At 61.3% G+C, this 17,972-nt stretch carries 12 protein-coding genes; 8 read left to right on the forward strand and 4 right to left on the reverse strand.

Annotated elements, in window-relative coordinates:
• Nucleotides 1-74 precede the first annotated feature (74 nt).
• Entirely contained in the window at nt 75-3,335 is a 3,261-nt protein-coding gene (locus HB780_RS08930) for a GH36-type glycosyl hydrolase domain-containing protein (protein ID WP_183686990.1), read from the forward strand.
• Between the two features lie 44 nt (nt 3,336-3,379).
• On the opposite strand, the gene HB780_RS08935 is transcribed toward HB780_RS08930, so the two are convergent.
• Both HB780_RS08935 and HB780_RS08940 read right to left on the reverse strand, forming a co-directional pair.
• Nucleotides 3,380-4,210 carry an aldo/keto reductase gene (locus HB780_RS08935; protein ID WP_183686992.1) on the reverse strand — a complete coding sequence of 277 codons (831 nt, stop codon included), beginning with the start codon at nt 4,208-4,210 and terminating at the stop codon, nt 3,380-3,382.
• A gap of 26 nt (nt 4,211-4,236) precedes the next feature.
• Nucleotides 4,237-5,430: an MFS transporter gene (locus HB780_RS08940; protein WP_183686994.1), complete on the reverse strand. Its 1,194-nt coding sequence runs from the start codon at nt 5,428-5,430 to the stop codon at nt 4,237-4,239.
• A gap of 145 nt (nt 5,431-5,575) precedes the next feature.
• On the opposite strand from HB780_RS08940, the gene HB780_RS08945 reads away from it, so the two are divergent.
• The 7 genes from HB780_RS08945 to HB780_RS08975 all read left to right on the forward strand — a co-directional run bounded on the left by HB780_RS08945 (nt 5,576) and on the right by HB780_RS08975 (nt 13,232).
• Nucleotides 5,576-6,472 carry a LysR family transcriptional regulator gene (locus HB780_RS08945; protein ID WP_183686996.1) on the forward strand — a complete coding sequence of 299 codons (897 nt, stop codon included), beginning with the start codon at nt 5,576-5,578 and terminating at the stop codon, nt 6,470-6,472.
• Between the two features lie 35 nt (nt 6,473-6,507).
• A complete protein-coding gene (locus HB780_RS08950) occupies nt 6,508-7,167 on the forward strand; it encodes a DUF2161 domain-containing phosphodiesterase (RefSeq protein ID WP_183686998.1) in 660 nt (219 codons plus the stop codon).
• A 274-nt stretch (nt 7,168-7,441) separates the two neighbouring features.
• Complete coding sequence (locus tag HB780_RS08955) at nt 7,442-8,938, forward strand: DegQ family serine endoprotease (RefSeq protein ID WP_183687001.1); 1,497 nt, start codon at nt 7,442-7,444, stop codon at nt 8,936-8,938.
• A 277-nt stretch (nt 8,939-9,215) separates the two neighbouring features.
• A complete protein-coding gene (locus HB780_RS08960; protein ID WP_183687003.1) occupies nt 9,216-9,851 on the forward strand; it encodes a J domain-containing protein in 636 nt (211 codons plus the stop codon).
• A gap of 134 nt (nt 9,852-9,985) precedes the next feature.
• Nucleotides 9,986-10,699 (forward strand): DUF899 family protein, encoded by a 714-nt coding sequence (locus HB780_RS08965; RefSeq protein ID WP_183687004.1) that lies wholly within the window; start codon nt 9,986-9,988, stop codon nt 10,697-10,699.
• Between the two features lie 232 nt (nt 10,700-10,931).
• Nucleotides 10,932-12,653, forward strand: coding sequence for an ABC transporter ATP-binding protein (locus HB780_RS08970; RefSeq protein ID WP_183687006.1), 1,722 nt, complete (start codon nt 10,932-10,934; stop codon nt 12,651-12,653).
• Nucleotides 12,654-12,851: 198 nt separating this feature from the next.
• Nucleotides 12,852-13,232 (forward strand): hypothetical protein, encoded by a 381-nt coding sequence (locus HB780_RS08975; RefSeq protein ID WP_183687009.1) that lies wholly within the window; start codon nt 12,852-12,854, stop codon nt 13,230-13,232.
• 59 nt (nt 13,233-13,291) lie between these two features.
• Here the strand turns inward: HB780_RS08975 and HB780_RS08980 are convergent, their stop codons facing one another.
• The gene (locus tag HB780_RS08980) at nt 13,292-16,318 is read right to left on the reverse strand and encodes an alpha-mannosidase (protein ID WP_183687011.1); all 3,027 of its coding nucleotides are present in this window, start codon (nt 16,316-16,318) and stop codon (nt 13,292-13,294) included.
• A 350-nt stretch (nt 16,319-16,668) separates the two neighbouring features.
• Entirely contained in the window at nt 16,669-17,865 is a 1,197-nt protein-coding gene (locus tag HB780_RS08985; RefSeq protein ID WP_183687013.1) for an MFS transporter, read from the reverse strand.
• Between the last annotated feature and the right edge of the window lie 107 nt (nt 17,866-17,972).

Here is a 17,972-nt window from a genome sequence, read left to right on the forward strand (position 1 = left end):
TTGCCGCCTATGATCGCGCGGCACCTTATGATCTAGTGCGCGCTCCCGACCCATGAATCAGCGAGACACCGCCTATGCCTTCGGAATCCCATCGTAGCTTTCAGACGCCCCGGCGCGAAGAACTCGGTCTTTCCACGCTTACCAATAGCGCCGGTCTCTCCGCATCGGCTCTGCCGAACGGCACGCTGTTTGCCATCGATTTCGCCGACCAGCAGGGCGGCGTCATGATCAACCAGGTGCTCGGATCGCCAGTCTATGGCGGCATCGAACGGCTCTATCTGCGCATCGGCGGCTCAAAGCCGGAAGTCGTGGAAATCGTCGGCCCGAAGGCGGCTGTGCGCTTCGGCCATGACGAAACGAGCTTCAGCTGGAGCGGCGAGACCGCAGGTGTCCGGCATACGGTGCGGCTACAGCTCCATCCCGGCGATACCGCCTGGTTCTGGCGAGTTTCGCTTGAGAATACGACGAGCAAGGCAGTTCCGGCCGATCTGGTGCTGATCCAGGATGTCGGCATCGGCGACCGTGGCTTCCTGATGAACAGCGAGGCCTATGCCTCGCAATATATCGATCATCACATCGGCGCTCATGCCACCTTCGGGCCAGTTGTGATGAACCGGCAAAATCTCAAACAGGGTGGCGGTCGCAATCCGTGGCTGGCGCAGGGTTGCATCGATGGCGCGGCCGCCTATGCAACGGATGCAATCCAGCTGATGGTGCCGGCCCCACGCGGCGATGCGCCCATGGTGCCGGGTTTCGGCGAAAACCTGGCGAGCACCCGCCGGCAGCACGAGGTCGCTTGCCCGGCGATCCAGTCGAAGCCGCTGACACTGGCACCAAAGGCGACTGCGACCACGACTTTCTTCGGTCTGTTCGTTGCCGATCACCCCTTGGCTTCCAGCGATGCCGATCTCGTCCGTCTCGATACCTTAGCGCTGGCACTCGGCCAGCTGGCAACGGCGGATATTGCCTCGGAGACACCGGTTCGCAGCCTGGTGCAGGATGCGCCGCTGTTCGTCACCGAGCCGTTGGACACCGCGGCCATCGACCAGCTTTATCCGGAGCGAATGCTGGAAGAACGTATCGACGGCAAGCTCTATTCCTTCTTCGTGCCGGAGGGTTCGCTGAACCGACATATCGTGCTGCGCGAGAAGGAGCGTCTCGTGGCACGCCGTCACGGCGCCATCGTCCGTAGCGGCCAGAACATGCTGCTCGACGACCAGACCTTGGGTGCAACCTGCTGGATGCAGGGCATTTTCGCGGCACAGCTCACCATCGGTAACACCTCCTTTCACAAGCTGTTCTCGATCTCCCGCGATCCGTACAATCTGACGCGGGCAAGCGGGTTGCGTATTCTCGTGGATCTCGGCGAAGGCTGGCGCCTGCTCGGCGTGCCCGCCGCATTCGACATGGGCCTCAGCGATGTCAGATGGATCTACAAGCTTGCCGGCCACACCATCACTGTGACGGCGGCAGCCTCCGGTGACGACCCTGCCATGCAGTGGAACGTCACGGTCGAGGGCAAAGCCTGCCGCTTCCTGGTGTTCGGCCAGATCGTCCTCGGCGAGCGTGACTATGAAGCTGTCGCCAACATTGAAATCGATACGGCGGCCAAGCAGATATCCTTCCGTCCACAATCCTCCTGGCTTTGGGATCGCTACCCGCAGGCAGCCTACCATCTCGTCACCGCGACGCCGGACGTCTTCGAGGCGATCGGTGGCGACGAACTTCTCTATAGCGACGGCATTTCACGCAACGGTCCCTTCATCGCGCTGAAGTCGCTCCCAACCCAAGGCTTCAGCTTTGCCGTCACCGGATCGATGACCGATACGGCTGCGGGTGAAGCCCTCGCGGCACGTTACAAGGCAGGCGTCAGCGCTGAGGACATGCTCGCGCCGGCACAGCGCTTCTGGAGCCATGTGACGCGCGGCTTGCGCGTCAAGGGCAGCGGGCCGGATATCATCGAGCAGGCGGTGATGTTGCCCTGGCTGGCGCATGACGCCATCATCCATCTGAGCGTGCCGCACGGCCTTGAGCAATATACCGGGGCTGCCTGGGGAACGCGCGACGTCTGCCAAGGACCGGTGGAATTTCTGCTTGCCTATGAGCACGACGCCGAGGTGAAGCAAGTTCTGAGCACCGTCTTTTCCGAGCAATATCGCGACCGGGGCGACTGGCCGCAATGGTTCATGCTGGAGCCCTATGCCAATATCCGTGCCGGCGAGAGCCATGGCGATATCGTCGTCTGGCCGCTGAAGGCGCTCTGCGACTATATCGAGGCGACGGGCGATATCGCCTTCCTCGCCGAGACCGTTCCCTGGCGAGCCGATGACACCATGCAGCGGACGGAAGAGACGGCAACGATCTCCGACCACGTCGAAAAGCTGCTCGATACCGTCCGCAGCCGCTTCGTCCCCGGCACCAGCCTGATCCGCTATGGCGAAGGCGACTGGAACGACAGCCTGCAGCCGGCCGATCCGAATCTGCGCGACTGGATGGTCAGCAGCTGGACCGTCTCGCTGCTCTATGAACAACTGGTGCGCTATGCCGCGATCCTGACGCTCGCCAGTCGAGATGAAGAGGCACAGTCGCTGAAGGAAACCGCCGCCGCCATGCGCAGCGATTTCAATCGCCTGCTGATGCGCGACGGCATTGTCGCAGGCTACGGCGTCTTCGATCCGAGCCATGACGGCGTCGAGCTGCTGCTGCATCCGACCGACACGCGCACGGGCCTGCATTTTTCGCTGATCGCGATGACCCAGCCGATGCTCGGCGGCCTGTTCACGCCGGAGCAGCGGCATGACCATATGAAGCTGATCAGCGCGAACCTGCTCTTCCCGGACGGCGTAAGATTGATGGAGAAGCCGGCCACCTATGCCGGCGGGCCGGAAACGCTGTTCCGCCGCGCCGAATCCTCGTCCTTCTTCGGGCGCGAGATCGGGCTGATGTATGTGCACGCGCATCTGCGTTACTGCGAGGCGCTGGCCCTGGATAACGATGCCGAGGGTGTCTGGAGCGCGCTGGCGCTCGCCAATCCGATCTCGGTCAGCGGCCGGCTAGACCATGCGTCGCTGCGACAGCGCAACACCTATTTCAGCAGCAGCGATGCAGCTTTCGATGACCGCTATCATGCTTCGTCCGATTGGGATCGCGTCAAGGCGGGCGATATCGCCGTCGATGGCGGCTGGCGGATCTATTCGAGCGGCCCGGGCCTCTACACCAAGAGCCTGATCAACAACGTCTTCGGTTTCAAGCGGCATTTTGGCCAGCGTGTCCACAAGCCGCTATTGCCGGCATCGGTTGACGTTTCCGAGGTCGAACTGGATTTCAAGGCGTAATCAAAAAGGGGCCGCATGTAGCGGCCCCTCTCCAGATTTTGTAATTAGGCGGCTTCGTCCCAGACCGGCGCGAGGCCATCGGGGCTAACGATCCGCCCCTTGGGCTCGGCAAGCGCATGGATCGCTGCCATTTCTTCCGCCGTCAGCTCGAAATCGAAGATTGCTGCATTTTCCTGGGCACGGGTCTCGGAGACCGTCTTCGACAGCACGACCAGCCCCTGCTGCACGATCCAGCGCAGGACGACCTGCGCGATCGATTTGCCATGCTGGCCGGCGATCGCCTTCAGAACCGGATCGCCGAGCACCTTGCCATCCGCCATGGCGTAATAGGCGGTGATGGACATGCCGAGGCTCTTGGCGGTGTCGATCACCGGCGACTGGTCGAGATAGGGGTGATACTCAACCTGACTGGTGACGAGCGGCAGCTCGCTGAGCTTTACGGCTTCCGTCATCAGCGCCCGATTGAAGTTCGAGACGCCGATGTGGCGGACCTTGCCGGCCTTGGCAACCTCGTTCAAGGCGCCAATCTGCTCGGCAAGCGGCACGGTATCGTTCGGCCAATGGAGGAGGACCAGATCGACATAGTCGGTCTTCAGCTTCTTCAGGCTTTCATCAACTGAAGCAACGAAAGCAGCGTGCTTATAGTTTTCGACCCAGACCTTTGTGGTCAGGAGGAGATCGGCGCGGGCAAGACCAGAGCGCAAGATACCATCACCGACTTCGGCCTCGTTGCCGTAGATCTGGGCAGTGTCGACGTGCCGGTAGCCATTCTTCAGCACATGCGACACCATGCGTTCGGTATCCGAGCCTGGTATGCGGAAGGTGCCGAAGCCGAGAGCCGGGATCGATGCGCCATTGGCGTTGACGAGATTCATGAGATTTCCTTTCGATTGCAAAACGATCAGGCAGCGCAGGAAGCGCTTTGCGCCACAGGGGCCGAGCGGCGGTCAAGAACGCCGCTCCAGAGGGTGAGGACGAGAGCACCAACAACCAGGATCGCACCGACCCAGGGCGTGGCGCCAAGGCCAAGCGAGGATTCCACCACCAGCCCGCCGATCCAGGCGCCGGCGGCAATGCCGAGATTGAAGGCGGCGATGTTGAGCGCCGAGGCGACATCGACGGCTGCGGGGCGCACCTCGCGGGCAAGCTGGACGACATAGAGCTGCAAGCCCGGTACATTGGCGAAGGACAGGAAGCCGAGGGCGGCCAGCGTCGGAATGGCGAGCCATGGCGAAACGGCCGTGAAGCTGAAGAGCACGAGCACGATCGCCTGGGCGAGAAAGAGCCATGTCAGCGCCTTGACCGGATTGCCATTGGCAAGCCGTCCACCGACGACATTGCCGATGGCGATGGCGATACCATAAAGCACTAGGATCAGGCTGACGGCGGAGGCGGCAAAGCCGGTCACGTCCTGCAGGATCGAGGCGAGGAAAGTAAACGCAACGAAGGTGCCGCCGTAACCCAGTGCCGTCATGGCGAAGACGATCAGCAACCGGCCGCTTCCAAGCACGCGAAGCTGTTCACCGATACCGGCCGGCGGCGCCTTTTTCAGGTTCGACGGCAGCAACAAGGCGATGCCGGCGAAGGCAATGACGCCGAGGATGGCGACAGCGGCGAAAGTGGCGCGCCAGCCGAAGGTCTGGCCGATGAGCGTGCCGAGCGGAACACCGGTAACGATGGCGACCGTCAGCCCCATGAACATCATGGCGATCGCCGAGGCGCGACGGTTTTCCGGCACGAGATCGGCGGCAATGGTCGAGCCGACGGAGAAGAAGACACCGTGGGCGAAAGCCGAGAGCACCCGGGCGACGAGCAGGAACTCATAGCCGGTGCTCAACGCCGCCATGCCGTTGCCGACAATGAAGAGCGCCATCAGTCCGAGCAACAGCGGCTTGCGCTCGATGCGGCCGGTGAGTGCCGTCAGGATCGGCGCACCGAAGGTGACGCCGAGCGCGTAGACGCTGACGATGAGGCCGGCGAGCGGCAGGGTGATGTGAAGATCATTCGCGACGGTCGGCAGCAGGCCGACGATGACGAATTCGGTGGTGCCGATCGCATAGGCCGCGATCGTCAAGGCGAAGAGAGCGAGTGGCATGAGATGACCCGATCGAAAAGGCATCCGGACTCATCCGGTTGCGCTGGTTCTTGTTCGGACAGAATATGGGCTCAAGACATTCGTTCGATAATCACCTATATAAACTCAACACTTGTGAATTGAATTCAAAATAGCGAGGCGAAGGGTGGATAATCGCGCCGGGGAAATGGATGTCTTCGTCCAGGTGGCCGAGCTTCGCAGCTTCTCGGCCGCCGGGCGGAAATTGCGCTTGTCGCCCTCCGCCGTCAGCAAGCTCATCACCCGTCTCGAAGACCGGCTCGGCACACGCCTTCTCGTACGCACCACCCGCTCTCTGCAATTGACGCCGGAGGGCGAGGTCTATCTCGAACGGGCGCAGGCGATCCTCGCGGATATTCAGGATGCCGAGCGCATGGTCGCCGCGGGTGGAGCGGCGGTGCCTCGGGGCCAGTTGCGCGTCAGCGCCTCTGTTGCTGTCGGGGTCCGCTGCATCGTGCCAATCGTTCCGGATTTCCTGGCGCTCTATCCAGAAATCGAACTCGACATCTCCCTCAGTGATAGCGTTATCGATATTGTCGGCGAGCGCGCCGATGTCGCCATTCGCGTCGGATCGCTGCGCGACAGCTCGCTGAAAGCCCGCAAGCTGCTCGAAAGCCGCCGCGTCATCGTGGCGTCACCGGCCTATATCGCCAGGAAAGGCCGGCCGGCGACGCCGGATGATCTCGATCATCACAATTGCCTGACCTTCAATTTTCGGCCGACCTCCGAGGGCTGGGCGTTTCGCGATCCGCGCACCGGCTCCGTATTTGTCAAACCCGTATTCGGTAACCTGCAAGCCAATAACGGGCCGACCGTGCGCAGCCTCTGCCTGGAGGGCATGGGGCTTGCCCGCGTCGGCCGGTTCCATGTGCAGCCGGATATCGAGGACGGCACACTTATACCGGTGCTGGAAGACTTCAATCCGGAGGATATCGAGCTGATCCATGCCGTCTATGCCGGCCATGATCATCTTGCCGCCCGCATCCGCGCCTTTATCGACTTCCTGGCTTCGCGAATCGCGTAAAACGACATGGATATTTCCTAGGCAGAGAGCAAGATTTGGAAACGGCGCTTTACCTCCCGATCAAGAATTTCCTTGAGGCGGCCGGCTATATAGTGAAGGGCGAGATCGGCAATTGCGATCTCGTCGGGCTCAGCGATGACGAACCGCCTGTTGTCGTCATCTGCGAGTTGAAGCTGAGTTTCAATCTCGAACTCGTGCTACAGGCCGTCGACAGGGCTGCGGCCAGCGACGAGGTCTGGATCGCAGCCCGTGTCTCGGCAAAGGGCAAGGGGCGGGAGAGCGACCGCCGCTTTCGCGATCTCTGCCGCCGGCTCGGCTTCGGCATGCTGGCGGTCTCCGATAGCGGCCTGGTCGATATCATCGTCAGTCCGATCGCGTTGATGCCGCGCAAGAATCTCCGCAAGCGTTCGCGTCTTGTCGAGGAACATCGGCGGCGCAAGGGCGACCCAGCACTCGGCGGCAGCACGCGCTCGCCGATCATGACCGCCTATCGCCAGCAGGCCCTCGCCTGTGCGGCCGCCATCCAGAATGGTCTGCAACGCCCGAAGGATATTCGCGCCAACGCCCCAAAAGCCGCCCAAATCCTGCAGGATAATGTCTATGGCTGGTTCGAGCGGGTCGATCGCGGGATTTACAGCTTAACCGCGCTTGGTGCGGAAGCATTGAGCCGCTGGCCACAGACAGAAACCTCTTGAGCAGAAAGATGGAATAATTCCGGCAAACCCACATTAAATATTGGTAATATTCTTAAATTTTTGCAATAAAAACATGATCAATATTTAATTTGTAAAATTCAATTGGCGGATCATATTAATCATCAACGCCAATTCATTTTTATACTTTGCGTTCCTCAGTAAATTTGGAAGCAAAGGCTCCCGGAAGGAGTTGGCGCCCACCCGTACGACGCCTGGTCCCTGACATGGACCCAAGACGCCATATCGCCAACGATCTCGTAAAGGGACTTTTGCCATGTCATCTCTTCTCCGTAAACATCGCACTGCCGCCATCGTCGGAGCCGCCATCATCGCCGGCGCCCTGCCCTTCGCCTTCAACGCCTCCACCGTCGCCTCGGCCGCCGAACCCAGCGGCATCATCGCGCCCGGCGGCTCCTTCGCACCGATCGTCGATGCCGACAAGCCGGCCGTCGTCACCGTCACCACGACGATGAAGGCGACCGACACCAGCGCGGATACCAGCAACTCGCCGATGGACGAGCAGTTCCGCCAGTTCTTCGAGAACCAGGGCATCCCCTTCCCGCAGCAACAGGCGCCACAGCATCGTCAGAGCCAGAGTGCCATGGCGCTCGGCTCCGGCTTCATCATCAGCGCTGATGGCGTCATCGTCACCAACAATCACGTCATTCAGAACGCTACCGACATCAAGGTGACCCTGGACGACGGCACCGAACTGCCCGCCAAGCTTCTCGGCGCCGACCCCAAGTCCGACCTTGCCGTCCTGAAAATACAGGCACCCAAGCCGCTCGCCACCGTCGCCTGGGGCGATTCCGACAAACTAAAGCTCGGCGACCAGATCCTGGCGATCGGCAACCCCTTCGGCATCGGCACGACGGTTACCGCCGGCATTGTCTCGGCTCGCGGCCGTGACCTACACAGCGGTCCCTATGACGACTTCATCCAGATCGACGCCCCGATCAACCACGGCAATTCCGGTGGTCCGCTGGTCGACCGCGACGGCAATGTCGTCGGCATCAACACCGCCATCTATTCACCGAACGGCGGTAGCGTCGGCGTCGGCTTCGCCATCCCGTCTGATCAAGCCAAGGCGATCGTCGCCAAGCTGGAAAAGAACGGCTCCATCGATCACGGCTATCTCGGCGTCGCCATCCAGCCGGTCACGTCAGATATCGCCAATGCGGTTGGCCTGTCGCAGGCGCAAGGCGCCCTGGTCGCCAGTGTTAACGACGACACTCCGGCCGCCCGCGCCGGCATCAAGAGCGGCGACATCGTCACGGCCGTCAATAATGAGGCCGTGAAGACGCCCAAGGATCTGTCGCGCCTGGTCGCCGATCTTTCCCCCGGCGACAAGCGCTCGCTGACCGTCTGGCGCGATGGCAAGAACATGGACGTTAATGTCACCATCGGCGGCAATGACGACGGCAAGCAGGCCGCCAACGACAGCGGCGATGGCAAGGTCCAGCCCTCCAACCAGCCGAGCATCGGCGTCGGTCTTGCCAATCTGACCCCCGATCTGCGGGAGCAGCTGAACCTGCCCCATAGTGTCCAGGGCGCAGTCGTCGCCAGCGTCAATCCGGACAAGTCGGCCGCTGCCGCCGGCATCCAGGCCGGTGACCTCATCGTCTCGGTCAACGACCAGCCGGTCCATAACGCCCACGATGTCCAGAGTGCGGTCGCAGAGGCCGGCAAGGCGGGCCGCAAATCCGTCTTGCTGCTGATCGAACGTGGCGGTGACAAGACCTTCGTGGCCGTACCGTTCTCGGCCGCTTGAACCCCGAGCAAGTCATCGATAGCCCCGCTTCTGGCAACGGAAGCGGGGCTATATCTTTTTCTGGAACCGTCGATAGCGATGGGCGATCATTTCCACAGAAGACATGTTTCCGCCTCACACCCTGATCTTTTTGTCCAAACTCTGCCTTGGTGATGATAAAGAAGGAAGAGAGCGGTGGGTATCAACCACCCGTCGGCGGGCTTATGTCCCGCTGATAACATCGATGGCATAAGGGCTTCAGGACTTTGGTCGGGGCTGAGCGGCAGCAGGAGTTGGAGTGACCGATCCTTACGACATTCTCGGCGTCGGGCGCGATGCGAGCGACGAGCAGATCAAGGCCGCCTATCGCAAGCGGGCGAAAGGGGCACATCCTGATTCCGGCGGCGATGCCGAGGCCTTCGGGCGGCTGAAGAAGGCCCATGAGCTGCTTCTGGACCCCGTCCGCCGCAAGGTCTTCGACGATACTGGCTATGACGTCGAACTGACCGACGCCGTCGATCTGCAGGCATTGGTCGCCATCGAAAAACTGATCACCGACATGGTTCTGGACGAACGCGAGCCGGGAACCTTCGATCCGGTGGCTCATATGCGCGCCAGCCTTCTGGAAGAAATCCGCAAGGCGAACTTCAGCAAAAGCGAGCTGGAGCGCCATTCCGACCGCATTCGCCTGCATCTGGACCGCATTGGCAAACGCCCCGGCAAGGATGTCGTCGGCCATATGTTGCGTGCCCGCATCAAGGCTATCGCCACGGCGATCGGCGAGACGGATGCCAAGATTGGCGCCACCGAGCGCGCCTGCGACATGCTCGACGGCTACCTCTATGTGATGGATACGCCGATGCTAGAGGACGAGGACGGAGAACCGGAAATCGAATGGGATGAGGCGCTTGAGGCCCGTTCCGCCGCCCAGTAATCTCCCCGAGTGATATGCCTCCTCCGATGCCGGAACTTTCGGCCGGCAATCGGGTTTTCCTTCCGTGTTGTTGTCGAAATCCGATGGCGCCATGCGACCAGCATCGGCGTAACGGATCACGCAGGGAGGATATCATGATCAACGAAGACGGTTATGTGCCGGCATCCGAGCTGGCGCAAAGAAACGGCGTACGATTTCCGAACGAAAGCATCGAATACCGGCAGGCGCGTGACGCGCTGCTGGCCGAGGAGATCGAGCTTCGCCGGCATATCGAGCGCGTCGCGGCACAACGGCGTGCATTGCCCCCGGGCGGGATAGTGAAGAAGCATTATCAGTTCAACAGCCCCGACGGCCCCCTCGACTTCGCCGATTTGTTCGACGACAAGGAGAGCCTGCTGGTCTATAGCTTCATGTTCGGTCCTGAGCGGACGCAGCCCTGCCCGATGTGCACATGCCTGCTTTCGGCGCTCGAGGGCGAGGTGCTCGACATCGAGCAGCGGATGGCCATCGCCATCGTGGCGCGGTCGCCAATCGACAGGCTGATGGATTTCAAGCGGGAGCGCGGCTGGCGCAATCTGCCGCTCTATTCCGACCCGACCGGCGAGTATAGCCGTGACTATCGCGCACTCGGCCCCAACGGCAGCGACGATGCCGCCGTAAACGTGTTCACTCGACGGGACGGAACGATCCGGCATTTCTGGGGCGAGGAGATGGGTCCGGTGACGGCCGATCCCGGCCAGGATCCGCGCGGTGCACCCGACCTCATGCCGTTGTGGACGATCCTCGACATGACGCCCGAGGGACGGGCAAGGGACTGGTATCCGAAGCTGTCCTATGGACACGCGTAACCAGCGTATACCATCCGCCGGCCGGACCACCCGGCAGAGGCACGCTGAAGCCCGTCTGAGGGGATGACAGCGGCCGGCACGTCGGCTATAAAATCGACGCGACTCATGAAGGAGGCTCGTTCGATGAGAAATTTCGGCACCCATAAACGCTGAACAGCGCTGCCGGATGTGGACTGCTGTTCCGTCCATTCTTGTCTGATCCTGTCTTCTCCCATGCCCATGGAGGGCATTCATGCTTCGTCGCTTTTTCTCCTATTATGCGCGTTACAAGACGCTGTTTTTCCTCGATTTCGGCTGTGCTGTCGTCGCGGGCCTGCTCGAACTGGGCTTTCCGCTGGCCGTCAAGCTCTTTGTCGACCAGCTATTGCCGGGCCGTGACTGGGGCCTGATCGCTGCAACCACCGCCGTGCTGTTGATGGTCTACGCGATATCGACCGGCCTGTCGGCGATCGTCAATTATTGGGGCCATGCGCTCGGCATCTCGATCGAATCCGACATGCGCCGTCAGGCCTTCGAGCATATCCAGAAGCTCTCCTTCCGCTATTTCGACAACAACAAGACCGGGCACCTGATCACTCACGTCACCAAGGATCTCGAGGAAGTGGGCGAGATTGCCCATCACGGTCCCGAGGACCTGTTCATCGCCATCATGACCTTCATCGGCGCCTTCCTGCTGATGTTCTCGGTGCATTGGAAGCTGGCGCTGCTGACGACGACGATCGTGCCCTTCATGACCTGGCTGGTCAGCCGCTATGGCGCCAAGATGACCAAGAATTCGCGCAGCCTGTTCGGCAAGGTCGGCGACTTCAACACGCGCATGCAGGAAACCGTCGGCGGCATCCGCGTGGTCAAGGCTTTTGCCAACGAGACGTACGAAAGCCAGCTATTTGCCGGCCATAACGAAGATTACAAAGCCACCAAGCTGGATGGCTACGCCTATATGACGGCGGGCATAGCGCTGAGCTATTTCAGCACGCGCGTGGTGCAACTTGTCGTCATGATGGCCGGAACCTGGTACGTCATGTCGGGGGAACTGACCTATGGCGGCTTCATCAGCTTCCTGCTTCTGATCAACGTTTTCTTCCGCCCGATCGACAAAATCACGTCGGTGATCGAGACCTATCCCAAGGGCATTGCCGGCTTTAAGCGCTTCCTGTCGCTGATCGACACGCAGCCGGATCTTGCCGACAGACCGAACGCCACAGAGGTCAAGCAGCTCAAGGGCGATATCGCCTACAAGGACGTCAGCTTTGGCTATTCCGAGCACGGCACGATCTTCGAGGGCCTGAACCTGACGATCGCGGCCGGCGAGACCGTGGCTTTCGTCGGCGCTTCGGGAACGGGCAAGACGACGATCTGCTCGCTGCTGCCGCGTTTCTACGACGTGACGGGTGGAAGCATCAGCATCGACGGCATCGACATCCGCGACATGACGCAGGCCTCCCTGCGCAGCCAGATCGGCATCGTGCAGCAGGACGTGTTCCTGTTCGGCTCGACCATTCGCGAAAACATCGCTTATGGACGGCTCGGCGCGACCGATCAGGAAATCATGGAGGCGCTGCGCCGCGCATCGCTCGACGAATTTGTGTTGTCTCTGCCGGATGGCTTGGACACGCCGACCGGCGAACGCGGTGTGAAGCTCTCGGGCGGGCAGAAACAGCGTCTCGCCATCGCCCGCATCTTCCTCAAGAACCCGCCGATCCTCATCCTCGACGAAGCGACATCCGCGCTCGACACCGCCACCGAATATGCCATCCAGCAGGCACTGGCCGACCTGTCGACGGGGCGCACGACCCTGGTGGTGGCACACCGGCTCGCCACCATCCGCAACGCCGACCGCATCATCGTCATGGGGCCGAACGGCATCATCGAGCAAGGCACGCATGTTGAACTGCTGGCCCGCGACGGCGCCTATGCACGGCTGCACAACGCCCAGTTCGGAGCCTTGGTATAACCGTGTCATGAAAGCGTCCTGCCATCTCGCGATGGCAGGAACACGCCTGGTCGCCTGACCAAAGTGCACGCACCACGTCCGTAAATTTCGCAACAAATGAGAACACACCGCAAAAGACGGATGCGTATCATCCTTCCGGCTAACGGCATCTCGATAACAAGAGATTGCACATGTCAGGAATGCATAAAGGATATGCCAATGAAGATCGCCTTCATCGCGCTGGGTTTGACAGCAGTCATGACGATGGGCCTCATCACGCCCGCCGTTGCTCAAATCGTTATCAACAATGATCAATCACCGGATGTCGATTCCGACCAGACCGATAGCCAAACAGAGGCCAACTTTCTTCACGCCTGGAACCGCCATCACGACTCGTCCAACCGTTGGGGAGAGCCCCGCGGCAACTACGGCCCAAACGATGTCATCCAACTCCTGGAGAGACGCGGTTATAGGGTGAGAGACGTCAATGACGTGGGTGAGCGTTTTCTGGTCAGGGCAACGCGCGACGGTGACAAGCTCCTGGTGAGCGTGTCGCGGAGAGGCGAAATCATGGGTGTAGTCCACGATCGCGAGTATTGAGCCACTGCCGCCGCAGCAAAGCACTACGGCGGCAGAAATCCTGAGAACACGCGTAGCCGTTACGCTTTCTTCAGCTTCCAGCTTCTGACCTCGAAGGGCAGGATATCCGGTCCGGCGTCACGCTTGGCGGGCTCTTCCATCAGATTGACGGCTTCGGCGACATGCCAGCCGCTTGCAGGCTCGATGCTCAATCCGCCGCGCCGACCGGCCGGCTCGTAGACGCGCAACACAAGCCCACCCCCCTCTTCAGCAGACTTGATGGCAGACAGCGCAACCGGCGTGCCCATTATCGTGACCGGGGCAACCGTCGTTGCCGCGAGATTGGCGGCGGACGCAGTGACCAGCGGCTGGTTCAGATCGTCGGCCTCCTCGCGCACGCCGCCGCAATGCCATTCGCCTGCATGCGGTAGCAGCGCATAGGTAAACTGCTGCTCGCCCTCATCCGCCAGTGGATCAGGATAGATCGGCCCGCGCACGAGACTGATGCCAAGCACGTTGCCACGAGCGCTATGGCCGTATTTGGCATCGTTCAGCAGGGCAACGCCGAAATCCGGCTCGCTCAAATCGACGAAGCGATGGGCGACCGCTTCGAACATCGCCGCGTCCCAGCTCGTATTGGTGTGGGTCGGGCGGCTGACGACGCCGTAAGCACATTCGAAAGTCGCGGTGCGAGCGCGCACAGCGACCGGGGTGAGCGCGCGCAAGAACGTGCGGCGGTCGTGCCAGTCGATATGCGTCTCGATATCCAGTCGCTTGGCGTTGGCGGTCAGCACATAATGCTGCACGACGCTGGAATCGCGGTAGCGATGGACGACCTTGATCGCGGCGCGATGCGGACCGCTTTCGACAAGCGCGATGCTCTCGGGCCGGTCGAGGCGGACGCCCTTTTCCGGATAATCGGCGTCGATATCCCAGGCGTCCCAATTGCGCGGCTTGTCGACGGGGTAGATCCAGAGCTGGTTGGCCGGCTCGGCCAGCGCCTCGCGGCCGGTGGCCTTGTGTACGAGGCTCTGGACTGCGCCATCGGCACCGATGACGACGACCAGATGCTGGTTTTCCAGCCGGTACGCCTCGGCGCGTAATCCGCCTGCCGGCTTCAGCGCGGCACGGTCCAACACCTGGATGGAGAGTGGGGCGATGATATCGGAGGTGGACAGAACCGTGCCATCTGCGAGCGTAGTGCGCAGAGGCCGCGCATCCAGCGACGGATTGGCGACGACCAACGCATCCGCAATATTGCCTTTCGGCAGAACCGAGATAAGCGCACCCATGGCGTCCGCCTGAGCCGCCTTGGCATGATCGATCACGTCGGAAAGCTCGCGCTCGGCATCCTGATAGACCTCACGGATGCTCGATCCCGGCAGGATATCGTGGAACTCGTTCTTCAGCGTCAAGCGCCAGTCCGCCTCGAGGCTGCGCGGCGCTTCGGCTCCCGCCATATGGGCGATCGAGCCCAGGGTTTCAGCAGTGATCAGCGCTCGCTCGGCCCTGCGGTGCAGCCGCTTAACGCCGCTTTGGCTGGTGAGCGTCGCGCGGTGCAGCTCGAGATAGATCTCGCCCGACCAGGCCGGCAGCCGCTTTTCCCTGGCCGTGCGGTGGGCACTGGTGAAAAAATCGCCGACCTTGCCCCAGCGCGCCTTCGGGATGGCCGGGAAGTCGCGCAATTGCTCCTCACGTTCCACCATTTCCGGCGTCACACCGCCACCGCCGTCGCCATAGCCGACCGCCAGAAGCGACGTATCGTGCAATGTCTTGGCGCGGAAATTCTTCCAGGTCGGCAGGTAGCAATCCGGCCGCACGAAGCCGTTATACCCTTCCATGGGATTGTCGAAGACATGTGCCAGCACGCGGCTGCCGTCGAGCCCTTCCCACCAGAAGAGATCATAGGGAAACCTGTTGGTCTCGCTCCAATTGACCTTGATGGTGAAGAAGCTCTCGATGCCGCCCTGACGCAGCAGTTGCGGCAGGGCACCGGAGAAGCCGAAGCAATCCGGCAACCAGCAGACCTTGTGCCGCGCGCCAAAAGTCTTCTCGAAATAGCGCTGGCCATAAAGGATCTGCCGCACCAGGCTTTCGCCGGTCGGCATATTCGTATCCGGCTCGACCCACATGCCGCCGATCACTTCCCAGGAGCCGTCAGCGACCTTCTCCTTGATCCGGGCAAGCAGAACGGGATCATCGGCCTCCATCTGCGCGTAATAATGCGCCGTCGACTGGTTGAAGCGGAAATCGGGCGAGCGCTCCATCAGCGACAGGGCGGTATGGAAGGTACGGCGCATCTTGCGGCGCGTCTCGTCATAGGGCCACAGCCAGGCAAGATCGATGTGGGCATGACCGGTCAGCAGCAATTCGCCATTCTGTGGATAGCGCTGCTGTAGCGCCCTGAGGCCAGCAACCAGCACATCATGGGCAGCCGCCACGGTGGCGCGCTCTTCCTCGGACAGTCCTTCCGGGCTTTCGGCGAGCTCCGGCAGTTGCCAGATCTTCTGCTGCTGCTCGGCATTCGCAGTGCGTGCGATATAGGGAGCAGTTGCGGATGGCCAATCGAGGCTGCGCAGCGCCGTCTCGGCGGCATCGAGCATATGCGGCACGACTTCATGATCACCAAGCGCTTCGATAGCCTCGACGATTTGCCGCATCAGCAGATGCAGCCTGTGCACCGGAAGGTCGATCCAGCCAAGCTGGGCACGGTTCAGCTTCGGCTGCCGGTTCTGTTCGCCGAAGGGAAAGCGGGCAACGCTGTCGGTCGCGATCGAGAAATTGCGACCCTTCAGCGGACACTCCTGATGATAGGGATCAAGGCCGAAACTCTCGCTCTCCCCTCCCGCAAAGGCAAGCGTGATCAGGCTCTCGCCGCCGAGATCGAGTTGCAGTCGCGTCTCCTCCAGCGGCCAGTCTGCGGGCACCGCCGCCCTAGAGGCAAAATGCACCACGCCGTTACGATGCGGCCATGCTTGGCCAATGGCGATCTCCGCCCCCTCAAAGGTCCAGTTTTCGATAGCGAGCGCGGTACGCACGCGCCAATGACTGAGTTCGGCGGTACGGACCTTGAGACGGTCAAGGCGCTGGGCGATGGTGAGCGGCATGGCATGTCCTACATGGTTGATATCAAGCCAAGACCGCGCCGGCGGTCGTGGCGTCGAGATGAGGATTGCAAGGCAAGAAGGGTGGGAATGGCCGTCCCGGTCGGGATCAGGCGCGCGTGATCGGCAAAGGCGAATAGAGAGAGCCGACAGGATTGCGTTCCTCGGCCGGGGCCTCGATGGTGGTGCTCATTCGACGGTCTCCTCCTCCTGCATGAAGCAGGCACAGACTACGGCGAAGACCTGCCCGATGACCAGTCTGAAAATGGAGGCAAAATTTTGGACTTGGCTCTCTGCATGGAGGTTAGCCATGCATGAATATATGGCGGGGCAACAAGCCCCGCCTCTATCATTCAATGCCTTGGTATGCGCGGCAGGAAGATCGTGAACAGGCCGAGCAACGGCAGATACGAGCAGATCATATAGACGAAGGGTATGCCGTGTGTGTCGGCGAAATCGCCGAGCAATGCCGCACCCAGTCCGCCCGCCCCGAAAGCGAAGCCGAAGAAAATGCCGCCGATGAGCCCGACCCGGCCCGGGATCAACTCCTGGGCGAAGACCACGATCGCCGGGAACGCGGAGGCCAGCACCAGCCCGATCACCACCGTCAGCACGCAGGTCCAGAAAAGGTCCGCATAGGGCATCAGCAGGGCGAACGGAATGACGCCGAGGATCGAGAACCAGATCACGAAGCGTGCTCCGAAACGGTCTCCGAACGTGCCACCCAGGATCGTTCCGGTCGCGACCGAGCCGAGGAACAGGAACAGCATCAGCTGTGCGTCGCGCACATCGAGATGGAACTTGTCGATGACATAGAAGGTGAAATAGCTGGATATGCTCGCCATATAGACGTTCTTCGTCGCCGTCAGCAGGATCAGGATCGCCAGCGCCCAGATGGCCTTGTTGCGTGCGATCGGCAAGGCGCGGCTGGCGGCAGGACGTGCTGCATGCTGGCGACGATGGTTGACGTACCAGGTGCCGACCCAGCTCAGGACGATAAAGCCGATGACTGCCAGGATAGAAAGCCAGGCCACGCTCTTCTGGCCATGCTGGAGCACGAAGAAGGCGGCGATCAGCGGTCCGATGGCCGATCCGGCATTGCCGCCAAGCTGGAAAAACGACTGCGCCAGGCCATGACGTCCGCCGGAGGCCAGCCGCGCCACGCGCGAGGCTTCCGGATGAAACACCGCCGAGCCGAAACCGATGAGGCTGGCGGCAACCAGCAGCATGCCGAAGCTACCGGCATAACCGAGCATGATGAGCCCGAGGAAGGTGCTGATCATGCCGACCGGCAAGGAATAGGGCATCGGCCATTTGTCGGTGACGATACCCACCACCGGCTGCAGCAGCGACGCCGTGATCTGGAACATCATCGTCAACAGCCCGATCTGGACGAAATCGAGCGCGTAGTTTTCCCGGAACATCGGATAGAGCGAGGTCAGCAGCGATTGCATGATGTCGTTCAGGAGATGGCAACCGCTGACTGCCACCACGATCGATATTGTCGTCTTCTGAAATCGAGCCGGCGTGCCGGAAAATGCCGCAACCATTGAGGTTTCCTTCCTGAGCCGGCCGATTGTTTTCAGCCGCGCTGTTTGGCTAGCCTTTTACACGGCTTGCGGGTGACCTTCTTTCGTGTTTTGGTCCTATTCTTTCG

The sequence above is a fragment of the Rhizobium lusitanum genome, from assembly GCF_014189535.1.
Classification (GTDB): Bacteria; Pseudomonadota; Alphaproteobacteria; order Rhizobiales; family Rhizobiaceae; genus Rhizobium; species Rhizobium lusitanum_C.